Below are 21,061 nucleotides of genomic sequence, written 5' to 3' on the forward strand. Positions count from 1 at the left end.
TTTCCTCCTAGATTGGATTAGTTGTAATGAAAGTTGATTAGCTATTTCACAGAACCCACAGTCATTCCTTTTACCAAATGGCGTTGAACGGCGAGCATAAATATCGCGATCGGTAGTGAAACAACTGTTCCGACAGCACATATTTCCCCCCATAACGTACCATTCGAGCTTATCAGGCCGGGAATGGCGACTGGCAATGTGGCCGTACTTTTTCCTGTTAAAACGCTGGCTAGCAAATATTCATTCCAAGAGGTAATAATACACAGGATGGAGGCTGCGCTCAGTCCTCCGAGCACAAGCGGCATGACGATTCTAAAAAAAACCGCTAAGTTTGAACAACCGTCTACTACGGCCGCTTCTTCAATTTCTTTGGGAACCGTGTCAAAGAAACTTTTCATCATCCATACCATCAGTGGAATAGTTAAAATAGAGTGGGCAAGCACAGCACCCGTCATTGTATTCATTAACTTCATCTTTACCATCAACACATAAAAAGGAATCGCGATTACGACAGGGGGAAACATTCGGGTAAGCAATGCCATCATAAGTAACAGCCCGTCCCCCCTTGCTTTGGAACGCGATAAAGCATAAGCTCCTGGCACACCTATTACGATCGCTATCCCCGTGGAAGTGGCAGCCAGTTTCATACTGTTCATCAAGTTCTTTAGGAAGGACTTGTGAACAAACGCTTCTGTATAGTTGACTGTCGTAGGGCTAAATATGATTTTTGGGGGAATGGAGAATAGATCCAGCCTGCCCTTCAACGAGCCGAGTAGCATCCACAAATAGGGGAATAACGCCAAAATTGATAAAACGCATAGTACGACATAGGTCATAAACACTTCTCTCGTTCGGATTCGCCGCATTTCGTACAATCCCTCCGTTAGGTCTCTTTACTTGTTACTTTCAGAGCTACTAAGCTCATTAGCAACACCATTATCAAAGTAATTACGCCGATGCTGGCGCCGTACCCCATATCCCAATTATGGAAATTTACTTTATAGGTAAACATTTCGACTGACTCCGTACTAGAACCAGGCCCTCCCCCCGTAAGCACCAATATTTCATCGAATATACGGAATAAATCAATTGAACGGAACAGCACGGCTGTAATTAAAATCGGCCTTAATAAAGGCAAGGTAACGTACCATACAGTTTGCAGTTTGGAAGCACCTTCCATTTCAATCGCTTCATAAGGCTCCACAGGAAGCGCCTGCAAACCAGCTAACAGCAGCAAAACCATATATGGCGTCCAATGCCAAATATCCAATATAATGATGGAGGCAAGAGCAGGTATGCGCTGTCCCAGAATAGAACTTCCCAGATCGATACCTATATACTCCAAATACCATGAGACCAAGCCGAATCTATCAACCAGCAGCAATCTTCCAATTAGTCCGACTACAATGGGTGCAATGGTCATGGGAAGAAAAATAAACGTTGAAAATATTTTGGTACCTCGCAAATTTTTAGCAAGCAGCCCAGCTATCAAAAAGCCGGCAACCAACTGTATGGGAATGACGAACAGGATGATCACACATGTAACGCCAAGCGAGCTCCAAAAGTGGGAATCAAGCAATGCCCTTGTATAATTATTCAATCCGATAAACTGGCCATTATATCCCGGTAAAGCGAAGCTGAACTTGCGAAAGCTCAAATTAATGGTATACAGAATTGGAAAACCTGCTACAAGTATCATAAAGACCCAAATCGGGATTCGAAAATAAAAATTGACAGTTTTTTTTATCATTGCATTCTCCTCGCTATCAATTATGCCATTGATTCCTTAGGACTGTAATTGAGGCCATGAGCTTCCGCAACTGGGTCCGCTCCCCTGCACCAATGCCTGTGCTTGGCAATTAATCATTTCGTTTCTGTCAATATCCGTTACTACACTGTCCTTGCCTTCCATTAAAAAAGGCCCTATCAGGACGTCACCATGTATATAGTGACTCATAATTTGGTCAATTTCACTTTTGGAAAGCGACCCTCCCATCAAATAATCATAATGTTTTTCTTGCTTTTTCATCTGCATGCCTCCCCTACAAAATTGGCTCCATCCTTTGTTTCTCCCACAGGTCTTAAAAGGCTTGTGCTGCGGGATATTTCTATTTTATGAAGTTTTGGTTAAGCGTGAGGTAGGTAATTGGATGGTTAAGGTGTCTTATCTTACTTTATTACTACTACAAGAGAAGCTTAGGAATCCTTGTAGATCACGGATGGAAAATAGAGCTCTACACAGGTGCCTTTCTCAGGTTCACTGTCAATTTTCATGCCATACTCTTCACCGAAATAAAGCTTGATTCGCTGCGTTATGTTTTTTAATCCGTAGCCGCCACTATGATTGTCAGCCTCAATAAGCCCCGCTTCCAATTTAGCGACCGTCTCCCTGTCCATACCGGCGCCATCGTCTATAATGCGGAGCTTAATGATTTGATCTTCCTTAATCCCAATAATGCGGATTACACCCTTCTGGTCGGGCTTCTTTTGAATACCATGAAATATTGCATTTTCGACGATAGGCTGGAGTAAAAGTTTTATCGTGCTGTAATTGTAAAGCTCCGGAGAAATATCGAAATACGCTTCTATGTCATCCTCGAATCTGTTTTTCTGAATATCGATGTACGTTTTGATATGTTCGATTTCATCCTCGATATTGACAACATCCCTTCCCCCATTGAGGGATAACCGGTAAAACCTACTGAGCAACTGAGTCATATGCATAATATCCCGCGCCTTATATTTGAGAGCCATCCAATTGATAGTGTCCATCGTATTATAAAGAAAATGAGGATTAATCTGCGCCTGAAGCGCCCTCATTTCCGCTTCCTTCTTACTTATCTTCTCCTGGTAAACTTCCTTGATCAACGTTCGGTTCCGAGCCACCATGTTATTAAAGGAAATCATCAGACTGCTAATTTCGTCATTATGCTTCACCTTGATCAGACTATTATCGCCCTCTATATCGACCCTTCTCACATACTCAATTAATTGAAATACTCGGCCTGTAACATTTTTGGATAACAGCACGGCCAACAGTATGGACACAAGAAAAATGAAAACAAACGACTGCAACAGAAACGACATAATGATTCTGTTTTTCCCAACAACACTTTCCATAGAAATGGCCGAAACAATCTTCATATCAGACGATTCAATATTTTTCACGATAACCAAGGAGCTTTTGCCCTTAACATCAGAGCGAATAGACTTTTTTTCATCCAAAATCAAATGCTCAAAGCCTTTTACTTCGTATATAGACTTACCGATTAACGCGCTATCCTGGTTAGAGAGAATAGTACCACCTGCATTAACAATAAACAGTTTTCCGTTCAGCACTTCCTCTGTAGCTTCAAGCACCTTATAAATATCACTTTCTTTTAGGTCAATGCTGACATATCCAAGCCGACGGTCCAACTGATCGAAATCCTTGAGGACTCGAACACAGGAGATGATATTTTCCTGCCATTCAGGATAAAACTTGTACGGATAAGTGTTAGTCCAAACAATTTTGCCATTCTGTTCGTTAACATCCCGATACCAGGGAGCATCAGCCACATTCTCCATACTAAGAAGATTAACTTTATTTTTCGAATATACGATCGGGTTATTAAAAAAAATGCGTATTTTAAAAACTTCCTGATTGTAAGGAAAAGACTGAATAATATTGGTAATCGTCATAAAGTCCTCCATACGCTGTTGAAAATCATCCTCCGTAACAGGCCGCTTTAAATACTCTCTAATATTCGGGTTCGCACTGATCGAATCGGAGACCTGTCTAATCCTGTCTGTAAGGTTCAACAGGTCTATCGCTACCCTAGACAGTGTGCTTTGAGTGTTTTTTACTGCTTCCTCCTGCATGATCTGAGTCGATTTCCAATAGTAAGTTAGACCTAAGCTTGACGTAACTATAATGTTGATAATAAGAAAGTAAATAATAATCTTCGTTCTCAGACTATAGTTGCCGTACCTGTATTTACAAAATGATAGCCCAATTTTCATTTTTTTAAATTTCTCCATTATTGTCATTTATACTCCGACGGGTTGACGCCAGTAACCTTCTTGAACAGCTTGCTGAAATACTTAGGGTCTGAATAACCGACATCTAGACAGATTTCATATAATTTGCTTGTGCCCTGTCGCAGCAGCTCTTTAGCTTTTTCAATTCGGATGCGCGTTAAAAAGCCGTTAATCGTTTCCCCCGTCTCTTGTTTAAATAGAAGACAGACATAAGAGGTTGAAAGATACACTTCCTTAGCGATCAGCTCAATGGTTAAATTGTCGGCATACCTTTGCACGATCATGCTCTTAATAAATTCAATAATTTTATGGGAATGGTGGTCTTGCCCCGTTGTGACATAACTGCATACTTTTTTACAGTTAGTCAAAACAAACAGCTTCATATCTTCTATGGTTTCTAGCTTGAACAATTGATTTGAAAGATCATAATCATCCAATAATTGATATTCCGGCCTATTGTCGGCATAGTCGGCACATATACGTTGAATAACCGCAGTAAACTGCAGACAGACGCTCTGGATATAATTTAAGGAGTACGAACGAGTTAAATGATCAAATACTTCGTCGATCTGGACCTGAGCTTTATCAATATCGCCCGCTTTTAATGCTTCATAAGTCTGCTCATAAATTTTATATCCGAAGGTTGTCACCATCTCATTGAGAACCGAAATCTTGTCGGCATATATAATTTGATTTTTGCCCCTATACAGCTTCTGGTTTACGGCATGCATGGCTCTATAATAAGAAAAGCTTATTTTCTCAACGTCGATCACCCATTCCCCGATACCGATGGTAACGCTGAGGCCAAGCTCACTGTTCAGGCTGTTCTGGATCGTTTGTGCCAATACGCCTGTCCCCTCCGCTACACCCGCCCCTTGCGTAGTAGGAGAGGGTATAATGCCGGCTAACTCACCCTCCGTTAGTTGAAAAATAATTCCCTTATCATCCATCGCTTTCCGGACAACGTCTATCATTTCTTTAGAGAGAAGCTTCAATTCAAACGGCTGCTTTTCCGAGCAAATCGCTGTATAATCATCAATATTGACAACCAAAACAAGATAATTGGATTTATCCACAGGCAGATTAATAGATAGATATTTCATCCTTTCGACGATCAAATCCCTTCCACCGATCTCACCCAAAACTAACATTGATAGAAATTTTTCATGTAACAAAGGGATGCTTTCGCGGACCTTGGCTTCCAATTCTAAGCGGTTCCGTTCTTTTTTTTTCTCCATTTCGCACAGTTCTACCGTCTTCTTGATCACACTTTCCAGTTCGTCTATATCAACAGGCTTTAGCATATAGTCAAAAACGCCTTCCTTAAAGGCGGACTTCATGTATTCCATGTCTGAATAGCCTGTAATAAAAATGATTTTAGTTTCCGGGAGGAGCTGTCTCAGCTCCTTGGATAATTCGATACCGTCCATAATAGGCATCCGGATATCTGTCAGGACAATATCTGGCTGTATTTGAAGGGCTAACTCCAGTCCGTCCCTTCCATTCCTTGCTTGTCCTGAGATTACGATCCCGTAATCAGTCCAATCGAGACATTCTTTAATGCCCTCAACCGTTTTTTTCTCGTCATCAATAATTATCATTTTTAACAAATGAACCCTCCTCGCTTCGCATGCAGTATTAATAAAACTTTTTTGCAACAATAAATGCATTTTGCACAAATAGATTAGAAATACCCAAATAACTTAGATGGTTTATAAATAACATTTAATGTTATAATTATTCACCAATAAAGTGAATTACAACTTTATTTAGCTAATAGTATAGATTCTTTGTCAAATAATATAACATATTAAATGTTTTTGTACCTATTGATTCTCTTTATTAACTTCATGAATTGTGAAATCCACTATTTTTTAGGGGAGACAGGCAAGGAGTATTGCATGGAATTCGGTTCAAAGACTTGAAACCTTAGGCTATACCGTTACAATTTCAGAAGTCTCCTAATCTACTACGGATCATTTATATCCTAGACGCTGCACATTTCAAAAAAGGGGAATGAGGAGCGTCTCTTCAGTATTGCCTTTTTACCAAGGAACCGAAGTGGAATTTCATTGTAATTGAATAGCACAAAGAGACCTACAGCAACGGGCTGAGGGTCTGAGTTTTATATGTAAAGGGGGGCGATGTTTATTATAGACATTCATTAATAGAACATAAAAATAAGATTTAAATCTTATTACATTTACTCTCTCGTTTTTCTTTACTTCTGAGTCGTCCGATATAATCGCCCAATCCGGATATCGTTGAAAGTTGATCGACTTTTGCGATCGACTTTTTAGGGAGACATTCATTTTTGCTTTTTTTTCAACACAATATCATATCCATCTAGTTTCTTCTTGTAGCCTTCGTCATTCAACCTGGAGGTTATTATTAACCGCCCATCCCGAAACCGCACAACCCGCTTCGCCTGCTCCGCGACCTGCCAATCATGCGTGATCACAATAATTGTCCGTCCCTGCTCATTCAGCCGCCTGAAAATATCCATGATCTCCACGCCAGTTTTCGAGTCCAAGGCCCCTGTTGGCTCATCCGCCAAGATGATCGGTGGATCACCCGCCAGCGTGCGGGCTATTGCAACGCGTTGCTGTTGCCCGCCAGATAACTCCGATGGAAAGTACCTTCTGCGATCCAAAAGATCGACAGATTCCAGCGCTTTTAGAACCAGAGGCTCCCGCTGTTTTCTCGATAATCCTCGATAGATCAACGGTAGCTCCACATTTTCATAAGCATTTAGTCGGGGCAGCAGGTTGAAATTCTGAAAAACAAACCCGATCTTCCGATTCCGAATCTCGGCCAGTTGTGAGTCCTTTAGAACGTGAATCTGCTTCCCATCTAGGGCATACAGACCTTCATCCGAAACATCCAAGCAGCCTATGATATTCATCAGCGTAGATTTTCCTGAACCTGATGGTCCCATAATGGCCAAATACTCACCTTGAGCGATGTCTAGCGAAATGTCATCTAACGCTCGAATGTTTCTCCACCCATATAGTAAAACTTACTAACATGTTCAATCTGAATTAAGGCTGTCATTGTCTTCGCCTCCATTATCTGATGCCAAATAAATGAAGTCTGCGATTCAATTCTATTCCTTACCGCTTCGCCTTATAAAACTCATGATACAGCTTCATCAGCGCCCGCTTCTCAATCCGAGACACATAGGAGCGACTGATCCCCAACTCCTTCGCGATCTCCCGCTGCGTCCGCTCTTCGCCGCCTAGCTCTAACCCAAACCGACCAACCACGACTTCCTTCTCGCGGTCGTCCAAAATCTCCAAATTACGATAAATCTTCGACTTCTCGATCTTCACTTGCACCGCATCCACCACATCGTCCGCCTCGCTGCCGAGAATGTCAATCAAAGTGATTTCATTCCCCTCTTTGTCCGTACCGATGGGGTCATGTAGGGACACATCTTTCCTTGTTTTCTTCAATGAACGTAGATGCATGAGGATCTCATTCTCGATACAACGTGCAGCAAAAGTCGCCAGCTTCGTGCCTTTGTTTGGAGAGAAAGACTCAATGGCTTTAATCAGACCAATAGTACCTATGGAGATCAGATCTTCCAAATCTTCCCCTGTATTATCGAATTTTTTGAGGTTGTGAACACGAAGCAACGTAATTTAATTTCAAGGTCAGTGTTCTCCTGCCTAACGCATTTTACTACGAAAATGTAAATAGCGGACAGGCATTAAAAACTGCCGAACATATAGCGCTTCAGGCACAAATAAATCCCCATTTTCTGGGTTCTGGCTCTAGCGAAATTTTATAAATTAAGTTTAAGCAAAGGAAAAGATATCATCACCATTCAAGAAGATATCGAACTGACCCTCTCTTATATACCAACAAATTAAACCTGCACATCGCGCTAGACGAACATATTGGTACATATAACACCCAAAATAACGCTGCAGCCGCTCGTGGAGAATGCCATTCTTCATGGCATTCTTGCCAAAGATAACCAGGAAGGTGCGATCCTGATTGGGGGAAACATAGCAAACAAGGTGATCACCCTTACGGTACAAGTACAACTGGGGGATATTGAAATTCCAGATATCATAATTTCTTCCAAATAATACCCCCCTGCACTTCAGCTTAGTGACAAGGCCCCTCCTGCCGGCCGCGGCAAATCCCGGTTCCCTCCATTTCAGTCAAACTAGAAGAGGCTTTCCCGAGTAATCAATCTCTTGGGAAAGCCTCTTCTTGGCAAAACAACGATTTGGTTACGTTGACAATCATCATCACTGCATGTGGCGCCTATTATTATATTGTCAATGATAATAGCGATCCCGATATTCCTGGGGTGTGCAGCCCACGTTCTTCTTGAATTGATAAGTAAAGTAAGCGGGAGTTTGAAAACCCACTCGCTCCGTTACTTCGTAAATCTTTATGCTTGGGTCCTGAAGCAATTCCTTTGCCTTTTTCATTCGCAAACTCTTGACGAAGTCAGAAATTGTCTGGCCTGTTTCCTTTTTAAATAAGACGCTTAAATGACCAGCGCTAATATGAAATTTATCCGAAAGTTGTTTAACCGTTACACTAGTTGGTAGTTGTTCTTCGATATAAGTAGCGATATTATTGATGAGATGATGCTGCTGTATCGTACGTTCCTTCCGAGCAATGATGAACGCCGAATCCATATATTCAAGGACGATGTCTTTAAGTAGATGGGCTGTTCTGCATTCCAATAGCCGGTGCAATGCACGATTACTGAGATGGGAAATCCCCTCCACATCGTCCCACATTTTGCGTGAAAGCTCCCCAAGCAAACTGACACTAAATGATTGCATATAGCCGAACGAGTGGGCATTTCCCTCCATTTCATTGAACACCCTCCCTACCTCGATCATTAACTGCTCCTTATTGTCAGTTTCTGCGAGTGCAAGCAAATTGGGAAGTATGGTTTCACGCTGCGTAAAGTTTTCATATACCTTTCGTTCTTCATTACCGACATGCACAAGTAAGCCGTTCTCACTCCGCCGTGCATCAGCGACAGTATACTTAATCTCTCGGTAAAGCTGTCCCACTTCAGTCCAATGACGCCCTTCCCGACTGACACCAATCGTGACCGAGACTTGATACGTATTTCGCATATAGTCTTGAACAAAACCCATTTGTTTATCCAGGTTCATCCTTGTATCGGTAGATGGATTTAACAAAATACCCGCGACTCCTTCTGATTTCAGCGGCGCAACCAAAACGAAACCCATTTCATTTAACGAAACAGAAATCGATTGCTGAAGCACTGAACTGAGCAACAGCTTACTTTTGACATCACGACTCTGACTATTCTGATGATCGAGTGAGGCTATGATTAACAGAATTCGATCGGTCACACTCGGTAGTTCAAGAAGATGAAACCACGATGTTAGCGTATCCTCCTCAATCGGCTCATCAGCAAGCAACTCAAGAACAAAAGATTCCTTTAATAACACCTGACTCTCCAATACGACGGATTTAAGATGCAGCGTCTGTTCATTGATTTGCTTCACGTTCTCAAGTGTTTGACGAAATATGTTAAGTTTTCGCTCGATTTCGCCTAATTTAAGGGGCTTTAATACATATCCATTAGCGCCTACTTCAATGGCATCCTGTGCGAATTCGAATTCATTATACCCGCTGATGATGAGAATCTGAATTTCTGAATGTATGGATTTCGCTAGGCCAGCGAGTTCGATTCCATTCATGCCTGGCATGGATATATCCGTGATTAGTACATCTACTTTATTGCTTTCAAGAATAGGAATTGCCATTTCGCCTGTTTCAGCGGTAAATGGAATCGTATAACCCAAACTCGCCCAATTGATATGTCGAATTAGTCCTTGAATCTGTGTCGGCTCGTCATCTACGATTAATGCCTGCAGCAATTGTCATCCCTCCCATCGAATATTTGGTTTTTCCGCGTAGACAGGCAATTGGATTGTGACTACCGTTCCTACTCCAAGCGTGCTCTCGATCTCAAACTTGCCTTTATTGCCAAAATATAAAGAAAGCCGTTCACTTATATTTAACAAACCGTACCCATTTCCTTTGCCTGCTTGTTCACCATTGTGGATACGTGCCAATGTAGCCGGTTCTATACCGCTGCCATTGTCTCTCACTTGGAAATGAATCATATGATGATATCGCTTAATTGAAATAGAAATACATGCATCCGAACGTGTAAATATGCGCCCATGGATATAAGAATTTTCAACGATGGGCTGCAAAATAAGCTTTATGGAATAGAGCTCTAACACTTCCTCCTCTATCTCCCATTCAATACGGACACGTTCCGGATACCTGAGCTGTTGAATGTCCAAATAAGCACGTACATGCTCAAGCTCATTCTTGATAAACGTAATATTGGACTTATTATCCAGTGCGAATCTGTAAAAAGTCGTCAATGCTTCAACTGCTTCCACTTGAACTTGATCTCCCTGATCAAGCGCTCGCCACTGAAGCAAACTGAGTGAATTATAAATAAAATGAGGATTGATCTGCGCTTGAAGAGCCTGAAACGATGACTCTTTCTCTTTTAACTTTGCACTGCTTAGTAGTTCAATTAAGTTTCCAAGTCTACCTGCCATCTGATTAAACATGATCTCGAGGTCACCGAGTTCGTCTCTATTCCGATTCTCAAGCCAGACATTGAAATCGCCATCGGCGATATTACTCATCCGGGTACCTAATTTACGAATTCGTATCACAATATTCTTAAACACAATCATGACAAGGAACAAAGAAAGTAACAGAAAGAAGATGGTAATTGCCACGATGCTGTACACAATAATGGAGGATTGTTTCTCCAATTGGCGCATCTGGACTAGCGCAGCAACTTTCCATTCACCGTTCAAATGTCGGACTGCAAAATAATTGCCCTCATAAGTAATGTTATCGTTATCTCCAATATTTTCCCAAAATTTAGATATAGTCGTATTTGCAACGTCTTGGCCAATCATCCCTCGGTTGGAGGCTGCAACAATGCGATTATGCTCGTCCAAGAGGTATAGGCTCCCCGCACCGTTAAAGGGACGATCCATTAATTCACCGAATACGCTTCCATAATCCAAAAGCATATAGATCGCACCAAAGACATACCCACTGGTATTCGTTATTTTTCTCGAAACGACCAGCTTTGTGTTCTCACCTGGTACTTCTGACCATTGCAAGGAGATAGGTGATTCCATTACACTATCATACCATACCCCTTCATCACCCCCAGTAAATGGACGATGAGCGGGCTTTCGCAGAAGTCTGCCATCTTCAACAAGCGTTGGATTAACATGATAAATTGTAAAATCGTCGATCCCTGGCAAATAACGGCTCATAACTTGAAATGATCGGTCGACATAGTTCACCGATTCAATCCTTTCCGACCAATTCTCGTAGGTACGTGCTAACCTTGAGATCAGTTCTCCGTCTGTTCCTGTCCGGTTTACAAGGAGATCATAGCTTTGCTTTCGGAATCCAACACTCTGCGTCGTCTGTCGAATGGCTTCATTAATAGTAAGCATATAGTTCGCCCTGACGTTCTGAAGAGCCAGGTAACCTGCACCTAATCCCAATATCACTGTAGGAATAAATACAACCAATCCGTAAAAAACGACAAATTTACGGCGAAGATTCATTGTACGGGTCAAATGAATAATATATCTTTCAATCCAGTGTCGCACTAGGCATTCTCCTATTATTCAGCCAAAATATTACACGTTAGAAACTACAAAAGGGAGCGCCCACGTAGAATGGGCTGCTCCGCTTTATGCGTTGATTTCAGTTTACATGATTCTGCTACTTAGCGTATAGGTCTGTAGCAACCTATTCGCATGTAGGCTTACTTCTTGTTCATCCCGTTGTACTGTTCATTCCATTCCTGCTTAAGCTCACTCCAGTGTCCACGTTTCTCGAGTGCTGCAGTGAAATCACTCCAAGCTTTTTCGAATTGCGCATCGTCTTTTGCCATCAACAGCTTAGCCCGGTATTCTTTATATACCGAATCTAATTCTGGAGCATACTTTTCCCAAGCCCCTCCTGTCTTCGCCTTCACCATGTCATAATTTTCTGCAACTCGGGTAGTACCCATTTTAGAGATCTGTTGGGAAAACTCTCCGGTCTTAGCTCCACCGGCATGAATATTCTCTGATGTCCACCATGCGTACCATTTATTGCTAAACGTTGATGTTGAATATAGCTCTGGTGTCACTTGTGCTTTTTTGGCATTATCGCCAGAGTTGCGCAGTTCTTTGTATTGCGGGTCTGTAAATTTCCATTTACCAAGTGGTTGATCGACCCAGTTCCAATATTTACCTGCAGGTCCTTCGTTAATGACCATGTTCATCTCTGGTTTCGGTGTTAACGTATAGTTGTAGAATGATAGAATAGCATCTAGGTTCTTCGTACTTTTACTAATATACGTATCGTATTGCGGATAAGGGTTAATAATCTGAGTATAACCAAGCTGGCTGACGCCATCAACTTTAGGGAAAGGAATTGGTTCATAGAACCAGCCAGGTGCTGTTGGGCCATCAAGTTGTTCCCAAAGCGAACTGTTTAAGTTCCAAAAACTTCCAACGTTCATTGCAAAACGGCCGCTTTTGTTCTTCTCGACATATCTTTCACCTTTATCAGTAAGTGCTTCTGGATCTATGAGATTTTTCTTGTACAAACTATTCATCCATTTATAAGCAGCCTTAAACCCTGGGTTGTCATACTTAAAAATAAAATCGCTACCGTCTTTTTTAACTTGAGTAACACCACCTGCTGAAGCGACGGTCACGCCGAATGCGGCAAGCACAGCATTCTCTTCATTCTTATCTGTAAGAATCCCCATTGGTAGAAGCGGCTTACCTGACTCATCCTTTAATTGTGAAGCCTTCTCCAAATAAGTCTCGATGCCTTGAAGTGTTGAGAGATCTGCTACTTTCATTCCTACTTTGTCGAGAACATCCTTTCGAATGAACCACGCATTGGAGGACCAACCTGGCCATGGATCTGTCGGATTCACATCAAAGAAGGAAGGAAGTGACCAAATATGTCCATCCCCATCCTTCATCTGATCCAGATATACTTTTGGAATTGCTGCCAAATTGGGATACTTATCTGGCATACTAAAGTATTTCTCGAGTGGTTGAATAACATTGGAGCGCTTCATAGCATCATTAACTACTTGTTTTCTCTCAAAAATAGCAGCATCATCAAAACCGCCAGTACTCAGCTTTAGATTAAGTGCGGTAACGGCATCCCCTTGTGTTGCTTCAATCTGAACATCAACTTTAGGTTCTTCCGTTTTCCAATATTTTTGTACCCAGCTATCATTATTAACCGTTGCTGTCCAACCGAGCCAAAGCTTAAAGTTAGCTGCAGTAGCTGTTTTAGAAGTTTCCTTAGCCGGTGATGTACTACTTTGTCCAGTACTGCTGCTATCTGAACACCCCGCCGTAATACCCAACGTGGCAACCAACCCCAGCACCAAAGAACTTTTTAACCCACCTGATTTCATTTTCATTTTTATGCCTCCCTTTTTTTACTAACTTAGCTGGTATATATAAAATGCCTAATACCCTGGAGTTATCCCTTGACTGAACCGACCATTACACCTTTGACAAAGTATTTCTGCAGGAAAGGGTAAACAGCTAGAATCGGAAGTGCGCTGATCATAACCGTGGCCATTTTGATTGACATGAGTGTAATATTGCTCAAGGAGCTTCGTGCAAGCGCTTCTTGGTTTTGATTTGAACTCATAACGGCTGACAAATCTTGGGCAGTTAGTAGTTGCTGCAGGAATGTCTGAACCGGGATCAAATTCTGTTTGCTAACATAAAAAGCACCTGAAAACCAATCATTCCAATGCCCTACAGCCGTAAAAAGTCCTAACGCGGCTAACATTGGCTTTGAAAGCGGAACGATAATTTGAAAGAGAATACGGAACGGACCCGCACCGTCTAGTTCGGCTGATTCTATCAATGCTTCGGGAATGCCCTGTATAAATTTCTGCATGACGAACATATTCCATGCGGAGAATAGACCAGGGATAACATAGACCCAAAAGGTATTCGTTAGTCCGAGACTATACAATTGAATATAGTAGGGTATCAATCCCCCACTGAACAGCATTGTGAGTAGTACATACATTAGAATGCCATTCCGAAATGGAAGTTGTTTATATGATAAACCGTACGCGGCCAACATGGTAACAGCCAATCCGCCTACTGTGCCTAAAACTGTTCTTGCAATGGTAATCAGATAAGCATGTCGAATAACTGAATTACCTAGAACGATCTCGTAGTTGATCCAAGTGAACGAACGGGGCCAGAGATACACCCCTCCCTTTGCTGCATCTGCCCCGGTATTAAGAGAAATTGCCAGCATGTATAGGAATGGATAAATGATTGACACGCATAATACCAGTAGCAAGACAACAATGAAGGCTTGTCCCACACGTTCAAACCCATTTGATTTCATGTGTTACCACAGCCCCTCGCCGTTGAGTTTCTTGGATGCCGAGTTCGTAGCTACGACAAGCAGCAGGCTAATGACTGAAGAGATTAAACCAACAGCGGTTGCCATGCCGAAATAGCCTTGTTTAAGTCCATTACGAAGCACGTAAGTATCAAGAACATCCGCCACATCTTGATTCGCGGAATTCATCATTGGATAAATCTGATCCATGCCAACATTGATTAAACTCGGAATGCTTAATATCAACACGATTGATATCGTCGGCAACATACCCGGCAGCGTAATGTGTCGTATTTGAGCGAGTTTGCCCGCTCCTTCAACTTTCGCCGCTTCGTAGAGTTGAGGATCTATCGTCGTGATTGCCGCTAAATAGAGAATTGTATTCCAACCAACTTCTTTCCACAATCCACTTGAAACGATCATAGGGCGGAACCATTCTGTAGAGCCTAGGAAGAAAATGGGATCTCCTCCTAACCGCCCGATCAAATCGTTCGCAAGCCCGCCATCTAATGTAAGGAATGATTGCAGGATATAGGCTACGACGATCCAAGAGAAAAAGTGAGGCAGATAGCTAACCGACTGCACAAACCTCTTAAAAGTCGAATTTTTAGCCTCATTGATCATGAGAGCGAGCAGAATTGGCATAGGAAATCCGAAAACAAATTTCAAAACCGAAATGTAAAGCGTGTTTTGAACCACTTTCCAAAATTGAGGCTCAGTAAAAAATGAAAAATTGTCCAAGCCAACCCAACTACTTCCCCAAATAGAAGAGCCTATCTTAAAGTCTCTAAAGGCAATTTGGATACCGGCCATAGGGATATAATTAAACAGAAACAGCAACACGACTGCTGGTAAAATCATCATATATTGCCAGCGATATTTATATAACGTTGAAATCATATGCTCCCTCCTTTTCTATATCATTATTCTACTTGGGAAGGAGAGAACTTAACATGTAACAACGATTAGATTTCTATCGATTTCATATGATGTTTTAAGTAAGCGCTATCATCCTCAAAAGAAGACATCAACCAATATGGAAGATATCTTCTTTTATTGTAAGAACAATGTACGAGGATTCGCGTATTAACCTGCCAACCTACACAAAATCAGCCATCGATTGTACCGTCAGCTTACCGGGGTTTCCTGGGATAAAAGCCTCTCCCTCTCCGTTGTTGCGCTGGCGAAACTCCACCGTGACCGGTATTCCTGGGATTAGATCAAAATAGTTGTCAGAGAAAATCCCTTCCACCTCTGCAGAGATCCAAACTTGCCGAGCCAACACGCTGCTCTGTAGATTATAGCGAGTGCCACCGCTGCCTGAAACCTCCTGCACTGAGATCTGCGTCATTGGAAGCACAAACTCCTTCGCAGAGACAAAATAGTACGGTTTGCTATCTACCGAATTTCCATCAACATGAAACATGGCTTGCAAAACAACCTGCCGTGGATCGCAGCCTTGGAGCCACTGCTCTCGGTTCAGTACCGTCGCTTCAGTGACCGAATCCGCTGCCACTTCAACCTGAAGTGTCTCCTCTTTAATCAGACCTCCCTGAATGTCATACAGAGATAAACATAGCGAGCCCATTACCCGTTCTCTCTTATCCGAAATGAGATTAACGGCAATCGAACGATCTGCCATTTCGTATATCGTCAATATGACGTCCCGGAAGCTTCTGCGAACCGTATATTGCAGCGCTTTCCAGCGTCCATAGTAGTCGATGCCAGCCCAGGAAGCGACCGGCCAGCAATCGTTCATCTGCCAGTACAGCGTGCCCATACAATAAGGCTTGTTCCGGCGATGCGCTTCAATTGCAATACGGATTGCTTCCGCTTGGAGTACCTGGCTCATATACAGGAACGATTTGAAGTCCTTAGGCACAGGTAAGTACATGTCCATGTATTCCTTGATCAACTGGTTGCCACGCCCATTTTTCTGATGGGCCATCATGATATCAGATTCCAGCGCCAGCTCACTTTCTGGTGCATACTTCAACACGGAATCCAGCTCCGGGAACGACTGGAATCCGTATTCACTCATAAACCGACCGATATGCGTATTGTAGTTAGCGAACGGTTCCGAAGCATGCCACACGCCCCAGTAGTGGATATCACCTTCGCCGGATAGGCTAAAGGCATGCTGGTTCTCATCTCCCGTAAGACCACGCATAGGCGAGGATGACCAATACGCCACATCGGCCGCCAGTCGTGCCACGGCTTTTGGCAAGATATCATGGAACACCGACTCGTAGTCTGCCCATATTTGTTCACGCTGCTCCGCTGTGTAGTTTCGCTTCCAGCCCCAGCCTTTATTCTCCACATAATTCGACCACGCTGAATCAATCTCATTATTGCCGCACCATAGCGCAATGCAGGGATGACGGCGCAATCGCTTAATATTATGATCAGCTTCAAATGCAACATTCATGAGGAAAGCTTCATCCCCAGGATACATGCTGCAAGCGAACATAAAATCCTGCCAAACCAGAATGCCATATTCATCGCATAGATCATAGAAAATGTCTTGTTCGTATATCCCCCCGCCCCATACCCGCAACATATTCATGCCGCTTTCGGCTGCTGAAGCAATTTCGTGGCGATAACGCTCCGCCGTCACCTCAGTCAGAAAGCTATCGTTAGGAATATGGTTAGCCCCTTTGGCGAAAAGTGGAATCCCATTCAGTTCGAAACGAAAAGAAGCTCCAGCTTCATCCTTTTCCCGAATCAGCTTAATATCCCTTAGTCCAGTTGTCACCGTTACCACATGGGTACTGCCATCCTCACCAACTAGCTCCGCGTTAAATTCATACATATTCGGTTCGCCCAGCCCCCGGCACCACCACAATGCGGGCTCAGAGATCTTCACCTCTATCGCCACTTCTTGTACACCTGGCTCAAGCGTAATTCCCTTTTCCAACACTTGCTCACCCGTAGATACACGCAGATGGCCTGACCAAGATTCAACTGCTTCGATCTCTAATATGGCCGTCAGCTCTGCTACTTCAAGATTGACACGGTCCTGACGAATGTAAAGATCGCGTATAACAGGACCCGCACAGCCCTCCAAGCGAACCTCACGCCAGATACCGCTAGTCACAAAGCGCGGCCCCCAGTCCCAGCCGTAATGATAGGGTGCTTTGCGTGCAAATACGCTAATACGATGATCACCTAAACCACCAAGCTCGGACTGATCATTCGCAGCAGGCAGACTGTAACCTAGCTTCTCCAGCTTTGGTAAATCTTCAGCTATCGGCGAACAAAAACGTACAGTCAATTCATTCAAACCTGGACGCAGCAGCGGCTTGACATCAGCCCTCCATACACGGAACATATTATCGGCCGAAAGCACGTGCCTCCCGTTCAATGTGACGTCAGCGTACGTATCCAATCCCTCGAACACGATTTCGATTGCCGGTAGATCCAACCAGGCATTCTCTAATTCAAAGGTGCTTTCGTACTCCCAATCTTTTTTGTCAATCCACTGCTGTTCGTGCTCATTTATCCCGTAGAACGGATCAGCGATACAACCGTTTCTAAATAAATCGGTATGCACGGTACCGGGAACCTGAGCTGGCATCCAATCCATCTCATCACACGCCTTGAATTTCCAGTTGCTTATTACAAAATGTTTGTTGTTCATAGTTCCTCCAATGTGATTACAAAAGAATACGTTGCAATTGCTCAAGTTCAATTTCTACTGTAGGATCGAAAGCCTCTGATTTTATATAGCTAATCATGCTAAACAGTAACTGTCTGCCTTCAAGCGTAGCTACGACATTGTCGTAATCTATTGCGCACATTAAAACTCTTCCGTTTAAAACGCGAGCTTCGAATAACAAGCCCAGTTTATGATTACGCTCAAAATTATCGATCGTTTGGACGATAGGCTGCAAAGATTGCGGTAAATCGTCCAGAATAACTGAGCTGGAGTGGGTAACAATCTCCCACCATGGATAGGTGGAGTATTCTTCTGTGAGAAAATAGTTAAACACGGCATGGTCTTTGTCAATCACTAGCCCCATTGTCCCGATTGGTACAGGTTTATTCATACTTTCGGAAATGGAACGAAACATCGGATAACACCAGAAGTCGGTACAATATGTGCCAGAAACCGCTCCGGTCAATCCGTCCGGTTTAGCAAGAAGCAGCACACTCTCGCCCTGCTCAAGCAAATTGACCGCTTTCTCATCAAGCGAATGGAACAAATGAATGTCTGAAACATCGAGTGCGACATTTCCAGGATACATCCAGAAATCATAGGTTTTGCTCAAGCCTGCTTGCTCGACCTTCAGAAGAAGGGTTACTTTCGTCATACTAGTTACGCTTGGAAGCTGCATGCGGATCTCGCAAATATCAATATGATTATCGCTTGTTTTCACTGAAATAATGGCTTCACCTTCGGCAATTATGGTGATACCATCTCTCAATTCCCATTGCATAATCATCCCATTAGGTGAATGTTCACGAAAATAGCTAAGCTCGACTTGAGCTTGGAGTACTTCTCCTGATTGATAGTTGTACTTCTCAAACCGGGCTAGCAGAACGGCATCCCCACAGAAGCTGCGCCACTCTTCAGGGGTGATAAGTCCTTTGGAATCCATAAAGGCATCCAGAATACCAACCAACGCTGTCCCTTGTCCACTGAAGTCCTGAATATCCAGAAGCTGAAAGCCCGCAAGACGCTTCGAGCGGAATGCGGCTTCCAATTCTTCCTTATAGCACGCAACTGCCAATTTTCCAGAGCAATAGAAGTACTTTTCCGCCAGATGGCCAAGCCCTTTCGCTTCAAGTCTATTCCGAAACTCCTCAAAATTCTTAGCCTTCAGGGAGCCTTTGTATTTACCGATCTCCTCGAAATTAGGATACATGGCAAACTGCCCAATCTCATGAGAAATGACTGGAACCTGAGGAATGAGTTCACTACCCGTATGATTCGTCTCTACCGTCTTGACGCCGGTGCCGTACTGGATTTGAATCGTGGCTCCGCTGCCGTTCTCCGTTTCATTGAAAGAAAGCTGTTGAGGCACGATCATGTCGTCATAATCCATGATCGTGTTAGGCCGGTCCGTCTGAATATGTCCCTGAGGACTGTCACACATCGCATAAGACCCCCTGATCAGTCGGTCTTTCGAGAACCTCACGCCGCAAAAAAAATCATCGTTCCTCAAAATGTCCGGAGCAAACTGAAAGTTATTGGACCCTTGCGTATACAAATGGCGATCATCGAATGATTTATAAGCTTTTAAAATATCATCGAGCCTTACTTTACTGCCCCAAAGTTCATTCCCAAGTGACATTATGACGAAGGAAGGATGATTCCCGTAAGCTTCCAGCATGGCATACCCTTCGCTGATCAAATAATCCTGCTCAACCTGATCATGATTCTCATAGGTTTCATCGGTGACGGTTCCCCAGAATGGCAGCTCGGGTGCCATGTAGATGCCGAGTAGATCTGCAGCAATAAATGCGGCTTCGGGCGGACAGCAGGTATGGAACCGGTAGTGATTGATCCCGTACGATTTTGAAATGCCCATGATCCTTAGCCATTCATCTACTTCAGTAGGTGCATATCCGGTAAGCGGGAAGATTAAGCCATCGTGTTTTCCGCGCAGGAGTGTATTCGCCCCGTTAATCGTGAATTTGTCCCTGTTCGTCTTAAATTCCCGTAATCCCGCGATCAACTCTTGCACATCCAGTACTTCTCCACTTTCTCTTTTCAAACGAATGTTCAAGGTATAAAGGTTCGGCTGCGCATCACTCCACAGTAAGGCGTCCTCCCCTAGCTCATAGTTCACTGAGACAACTTTAGAGGATAGTTCAAAAACCTGCACCGGTGCCTCATATTTTATTTCCCCATTGAAACTTTCCGCTGTGACGGTCAATGCCATCTTGGCCCAATCTCCGACTATGTTCCCGGTAATCGTGAATGAGCGCTTCGGAAGATCGGGATAAATTCGCACATTATTCAGGAAAGCCTCACCGTAAAACTGCAGCTCGATCCGGCCGGTAATCCCGTTCCAATTGGTTTGCGTGTCGCCGGAAGTGAGATGCCCTCCTTTGCTCGGATACCCGGTATTATCCACTCGTATTATAATTTCATGTCTGCCCGAGCTAAGTCCATCATGAAGCTCATAGCGATGCGGAGTGCTCAAGCTGTTCTGCGTTCCAATCTCCCGCCCATCAATCCAGACTGTTGTTATCCTTGTTCGTTCAAGAAATAGAATGCAGTTTTTTCCGCTAAACTCTTCCGGGATTTCAACTTCTCTGGCGAACCAAGCACTTCCTTCAAACGCATATTCATCTGTCAGAGCCCCGATAATAATGCTGTCGAGTTTCTCTCCTTTTCGGGCATTTGAAGTAGTATTAGGCAACACAATCGAATCTTCGTATGGTAATTGTAGCCCTTGCTTATGCTTATCCAACTGCAGCTTCCAGTTTCCTTCCAAACCTATCTTACCCAACATGTGAAATCCACATCTCCTTGCAATTAATGGTACAAAACTCTTCTTTATACCACTATTGTACATAGGGTTCAGAAAACGGGATATGTAACAACGATCAGATTTCTATCGATTTGAGAAGA

The 21,061-nt window shown here is 43.3% G+C and carries 15 protein-coding genes; 1 reads left to right on the forward strand and 14 read right to left on the reverse strand.

Annotated elements, in window-relative coordinates; genetic code table 11:
* Positions 1 to 41: 41 nt before the first annotated feature.
* The 7 genes from ACSQ8O_RS19410 to sigK all read right to left on the reverse strand — a co-directional run bounded on the left by ACSQ8O_RS19410 (position 42) and on the right by sigK (position 7,664).
* A complete protein-coding gene (locus ACSQ8O_RS19410; RefSeq protein WP_436242997.1) occupies positions 42 to 866 on the reverse strand; it encodes a carbohydrate ABC transporter permease in 825 nt (274 codons plus the stop codon).
* A 17-nt stretch (positions 867 to 883) separates the two neighbouring features.
* A complete protein-coding gene (locus ACSQ8O_RS19415) occupies positions 884 to 1,750 on the reverse strand; it encodes a carbohydrate ABC transporter permease (RefSeq protein ID WP_436242998.1) in 867 nt (288 codons plus the stop codon).
* Between the two features lie 36 nt (positions 1,751 to 1,786).
* A complete protein-coding gene (locus ACSQ8O_RS19420) occupies positions 1,787 to 2,029 on the reverse strand; it encodes a hypothetical protein (protein WP_436242999.1) in 243 nt (80 codons plus the stop codon).
* A gap of 167 nt (positions 2,030 to 2,196) precedes the next feature.
* Positions 2,197 to 4,002, reverse strand: a complete 1,806-nt coding sequence (locus tag ACSQ8O_RS19425) for a sensor histidine kinase (RefSeq protein ID WP_436243000.1) — start codon at positions 4,000 to 4,002, stop codon at positions 2,197 to 2,199.
* 23 nt (positions 4,003 to 4,025) lie between these two features.
* On the reverse strand, positions 4,026 to 5,621 hold the full coding sequence (locus ACSQ8O_RS19430; RefSeq protein WP_436243918.1) for a response regulator: 1,596 nt from the start codon (positions 5,619 to 5,621) through the stop codon (positions 4,026 to 4,028).
* Positions 5,622 to 6,328: 707 nt separating this feature from the next.
* Positions 6,329 to 6,958, reverse strand: coding sequence for an ABC transporter ATP-binding protein (locus ACSQ8O_RS19435; RefSeq protein ID WP_436243001.1), 630 nt, complete (start codon positions 6,956 to 6,958; stop codon positions 6,329 to 6,331).
* Positions 6,959 to 7,133: 175 nt separating this feature from the next.
* Positions 7,134 to 7,664: an RNA polymerase sporulation sigma factor SigK gene (gene sigK / locus ACSQ8O_RS19440; RefSeq protein WP_436243919.1), complete on the reverse strand. Its 531-nt coding sequence runs from the start codon at positions 7,662 to 7,664 to the stop codon at positions 7,134 to 7,136.
* 258 nt (positions 7,665 to 7,922) lie between these two features.
* Between sigK and ACSQ8O_RS19445 the strand changes: the two genes are divergently transcribed.
* Positions 7,923 to 8,117, forward strand: coding sequence for a hypothetical protein (locus tag ACSQ8O_RS19445; RefSeq protein WP_436243002.1), 195 nt, complete (start codon positions 7,923 to 7,925; stop codon positions 8,115 to 8,117).
* Between the two features lie 195 nt (positions 8,118 to 8,312).
* On the opposite strand, the gene ACSQ8O_RS19450 is transcribed toward ACSQ8O_RS19445, so the two are convergent.
* The 7 genes from ACSQ8O_RS19450 to ACSQ8O_RS19480 form a co-directional block, all read right to left on the reverse strand.
* Entirely contained in the window at positions 8,313 to 9,908 is a 1,596-nt protein-coding gene (locus ACSQ8O_RS19450) for a response regulator (RefSeq protein WP_436235132.1), read from the reverse strand.
* 3 nt (positions 9,909 to 9,911) lie between these two features.
* On the reverse strand, positions 9,912 to 11,696 hold the full coding sequence (locus ACSQ8O_RS19455; protein ID WP_436243003.1) for a sensor histidine kinase: 1,785 nt from the start codon (positions 11,694 to 11,696) through the stop codon (positions 9,912 to 9,914).
* Between the two features lie 158 nt (positions 11,697 to 11,854).
* Complete coding sequence (locus ACSQ8O_RS19460) at positions 11,855 to 13,525, reverse strand: hypothetical protein (RefSeq protein ID WP_436235130.1); 1,671 nt, start codon at positions 13,523 to 13,525, stop codon at positions 11,855 to 11,857.
* A 62-nt stretch (positions 13,526 to 13,587) separates the two neighbouring features.
* Positions 13,588 to 14,481 (reverse strand): carbohydrate ABC transporter permease, encoded by an 894-nt coding sequence (locus ACSQ8O_RS19465; RefSeq protein ID WP_436235129.1) that lies wholly within the window; start codon positions 14,479 to 14,481, stop codon positions 13,588 to 13,590.
* 3 nt (positions 14,482 to 14,484) lie between these two features.
* On the reverse strand, positions 14,485 to 15,378 hold the full coding sequence (locus tag ACSQ8O_RS19470; RefSeq protein ID WP_436243004.1) for an ABC transporter permease: 894 nt from the start codon (positions 15,376 to 15,378) through the stop codon (positions 14,485 to 14,487).
* Positions 15,379 to 15,577: 199 nt separating this feature from the next.
* On the reverse strand, positions 15,578 to 18,118 hold the full coding sequence (locus ACSQ8O_RS19475; protein ID WP_436243005.1) for a beta-mannosidase: 2,541 nt from the start codon (positions 18,116 to 18,118) through the stop codon (positions 15,578 to 15,580).
* Between the two features lie 16 nt (positions 18,119 to 18,134).
* Positions 18,135 to 20,942, reverse strand: coding sequence for a glycoside hydrolase family 2 TIM barrel-domain containing protein (locus tag ACSQ8O_RS19480; protein ID WP_436243006.1), 2,808 nt, complete (start codon positions 20,940 to 20,942; stop codon positions 18,135 to 18,137).
* Positions 20,943 to 21,061: the final 119 nt, after the last annotated feature.

The sequence above is a fragment of the Paenibacillus sp. LjRoot56 genome (assembly GCF_964253335.1).
Lineage (GTDB): Bacteria > Bacillota > Bacilli > Paenibacillales > NBRC-103111 > Paenibacillus_E > Paenibacillus_E allorhizoplanae.